The sequence below is a fragment of the Nocardiopsis chromatogenes YIM 90109 genome, assembly GCF_000341185.1.
Classification (GTDB): Bacteria; Actinomycetota; Actinomycetes; order Streptosporangiales; family Streptosporangiaceae; genus Nocardiopsis_A; species Nocardiopsis_A chromatogenes.
Genome location: NZ_ANBH01000381.1, coordinates 1 through 3,535 on the forward strand (window position 1 = coordinate 1; position 3,535 = coordinate 3,535).

General features: G+C 78.9%; 3 protein-coding genes. All 3 read left to right on the plus strand.

Annotation, left to right across the window (positions count from 1 at the left end; translation table 11 throughout):
* A partial coding sequence (locus D476_RS38110; protein ID WP_040728973.1) for a hypothetical protein occupies window positions 1-734 on the plus strand: 734 nt, incomplete at its 5' end.
* A gap of 58 nt (window positions 735-792) precedes the next feature.
* Window positions 793-2,385, plus strand: coding sequence for a hypothetical protein (locus D476_RS0131105; RefSeq protein WP_020380516.1), 1,593 nt, complete (start codon window positions 793-795; stop codon window positions 2,383-2,385).
* Window positions 2,386-2,452: 67 nt separating this feature from the next.
* The coding region (locus D476_RS35245) for a right-handed parallel beta-helix repeat-containing protein (protein ID WP_192826455.1) at window positions 2,453-3,535 on the plus strand (1,083 nt) is incomplete at its 3' end.

Genomic DNA, 3,535 nt, shown 5'->3' on the forward strand with positions numbered 1-3,535 from the left:
TGCCCATGGACGCGCTGCTGGTCGCCCACGACCCCGGCGGCCGCGGCGGCCCCTTCGGCCGCACGCGCACCCACCCCCGCGGGGTCACGGCCTCCACCGAGGCGGAGGTGTGGCTCACCCGGGGGCAGGCGGAGCGGTACGGGCTGCTCGGCGACGGGGCGGCGGAGCGCTGGGACGCGGTCGTCGAGGCGAAGGAGGCGGCGCAGGAGCGGGAGAAGGCGCTGTTCGACGCCCTCGACCGCCACCTCGGCCTGGACCGCGACCCCCGCAGCGACCAGGACCGAGCCGAAGGCGCCCACGCGCGCGAGGCCCTGGACCTGCTCGGGCTCGACCCGGCCCTGGACCCCGCCGACTGGGACGGCCCGGTGCGCGGCGCCGTCGCCGCGCTCCGTCGGCACCTGGGCCTCGGGGCCGCCCCGGACCAGGGGTGGTCCCGTGGTCAGGACGCCGTGCAGGCCGACCGCGAGCGGGCCGAGGAGGCCCTGGCGCTGCTGCGGGAGCGGGAGGCGGCCGGCACACCGGTCCTTCCCCGCGAGGTCGTGGCGGCCCTCGGCGACCTGGTCGCGCGCCGCGACGGCCTGCACGCCGCCCTGACCGGCCAGCGCGCGGCGCTGGACGGGCTGGGGCGGGCCCTGGCCGCCGCCTGGGGGCGCCCCCCGGAGCAGGCGCCGTCCCTGCAGGCCGCCTTCGACGCGGCGCTGAACCCGGAAGGGGGGAGGCGGCGCGTGCACTGACCGGCGACCCCACCCCCGTCAACCTCACTCCCGACCCCACCGAGAGAGGAACCCCCACATGGCAGCAGAATCCGCGAAGGCGGAGCGGCCCGGAGTCCTGGCGAGCTCCGCCGACCCGGCACCGACCGACGCGTCCCGGGCGGCGCGACCGGCGCCCGTCCCGCCCCCGTCGGCCCCCTCGGCCCGGACCGCCGAGGCCGCCGAACCCCCCGCGGGCGGCGCGCTGTCCGGGCTGACCGCCGCCATCGGCCGGTTCGGCGCCCCCGGCGCCGCCGACGGCACGCGCGCGGCGGCGGCTGCGCACCGGCCCGGCAAACCCACCATGGCGCTGGCCGCCATCGCCGGTCTGCTCCTGGTCGCCGCGCCGTTCGGGGCCTCCGAGACGGGGCTGCGGCTGGTCGGCGGAGAAGGGGCCGGGGCGACCGGCGGCGCCGATCCGGCCGCCGGGACGGCGGGGGCCCAGGCGCAGGCGCCTGTGGCGGGCGGCGCACCGGTCGTCCCCGGCGAAGGCGGCGGCGGTGGCGCGGGCGGGGGCGGCGGGCAGGAGCCCGGCGGCTTCGTTCCGGACGTGCTGCCGCAGGCCCCCGGCGCGGTCGGCGGCGACGACCGGGAGGGCGACGGCGCACAGGACGGCGGCTCCCAGGGCGGTTCCGGCGGCGGCCAGGACGGCGGCGGCTCCGGCGGCGGCGCGGGGGGCGACGGCGGCGCGGGCGGCTCCGGGCCTGACGCCGAGACGCAGATGGGCTCCCTGCTCGACGGCGTGCCGCTGTTGGGTTCGGACGACTCCGATGAGCCCGGCGACCGCCAGGAGGACGACGGTCCCCGGGGTTCCGGGGACGCTGAGGACTCCGAGGGTACTGACGGCTCCGACGGCTCCGGACAGAAGGCGTCCGGGGACTCCGGCGGCGAGCGCGGGAACGGCGCGGGCTCCGGGTCCGGTGACGGGGCCGGTGGCCAGGACGCAGACGACAAGGACGCAGACGACAAGGGCGCCGGAGGCGGCGGCCCCGGCTCCGATGGGCCCGGCGCCCCCGAAGGCGGGGACGGCCCCGCCGACGGGCCGGAGACGGCGGGCGGCGCGGGCGGCGACCAGGTCCAGGACCAGGGCGCGGCCCCGCTCACGACCCGCGCCGACGAGGGCGCGGGCGGTGGCGGGCAGAAGCGCGGGTACTCCGCCGTGGCCGGTCCGGACTGCACCGACCCCGGTGCGTCGTACGCGGTGCACGGCGAAGGGGTCACGCGCGCGGGCTCGGGCCACTACACCGGTTCGGGGTGCTCGGGCGGCTACGACGCCATCCCGGTGAGCGGCGACTCCAACGGCTACACCGGAACCGCGGCGACCTGGACGTTCACCCCCGGATTCGACGACGCCACCTGCTCGCTGAAGATGCTGGTCATCGCGGGCGACTCCCCGCTATGGGGCAGCGGCGAGCCCGCCAACGTCGAGTTGTTCGACGGCGAGCGGGCCGAGGGCCCCAACCGCGGCGTCTACAAGATCGAGCGGCCCGACCCCGGGAACTACTGGGCGGTCACCGAGTTCTCGGACGTGGACGGGGCCTTCACCCTCCGGCTGACCAACGCGGGCGCCGCCCCCCAGGGCGCCCCGCACCCGACGCTCCCCGCCTCGGTGGTCGAGGCCGAGTGCCGATGACCCGCCGCACCGCCGCGCGGGACACGGCGGCGGGCCGAGCGGAAGACAGAAAGGAACGGACAGTTCGATGACCCCTCACGTGCGCACCGTCGACCCCTCGGGCGGCGCCGAGTTCCGGACCATCGGCGAGGCGGTGGCCGCGGCCGGCGACGGCGCGGTGCTCTCCCTGGCCCCGGGCCGCTACGACGAGCGGCTGGTCCTGACCCGCGTGGTCACCCTGATGGCCGCCGAAGAGCCGGGGTCGGTGGAGATCCTCTGCGCGGAGGGGAGCGCGGTCACCTCCGTCGCCGAGGCGGTCAAGCTCACCGGGCTCGTCCTGCGCGGCCGCGACCCCGAGGCGCCGGTGGTCGACGCCGCCGCCGGGCAGGTGGAGCTGGCCGAGTGCCGGGTGGACGGGGCCGCCTGGGCGGCGGTACTGGCCCGCGACGAGGGCGCCCTGGCGCTGCGCGACTGCCGGGTGACCTGTTCGGAGGGCGCGGGCATCGTGGTGACCTCCGCGCAGGCTAGCGTCATCGAGGACTGCGTCGTGGAGGACGTGGGCACCAGCGGCCTGGTCATCAACGAGCGCGGCGCCCCCCGGGTGAGCCGCTGCACCATCCGCGACGCCGGCGGCAACGGCGTGTACGCGGCCGGCGGCGGCGCGGGCCGGGTGGAGGACTGCGAGGTGACCGGCACCGCCAAGCCCGCGGTGGCGGTGGACGGGGACGCCGCCCCGGAGCTGGTGCGGCTGCGGGTGCGCGACGTCCGCGACGACGGGGTGGTGCTCTCCTCCCGCTCGGCCGTGCGGCTGGAGCAGGTGGAGGTGCACGGCGCGGCCGGGCGCGGGCTGGTGCTGCGCGGCGGCACCGACCCGCGCGCCGACCGGGTCACGGTGGTGCGCAGCGGCCGCGAGGGCGTGCTCGCCGAGGAGAAGGCGCGCGGCCTGCTCACCGGGGTCGAGGTGCGCGACGCCGGGGGTGCGGCGGTGCGCGTCACCGGCCGCTCCTCCACCGCCTTCAGCGGGCTGGACGTGCACGGCGGCGCGGCCGAGGGGGTGGTGGTCGCTGACGACTCCACCGCCGAGTTCGACCGCCTCACCGTGGACGGCGCGGACGGCGCCGGGATGGCGGTGCTGTCCGGCTCCTCGCCCTTCCTGCGGCGGGGGCGGGGG

What these genes read in the sequence shown, in the direction of transcription:
- D476_RS0131105 (WP_020380516.1), top strand. Translation starts at nt 793, where the DNA reads ATGGCAGCAGAATCCGCGAAGGCGGAGCGGCCCGGAGTCCTGGCGAGC.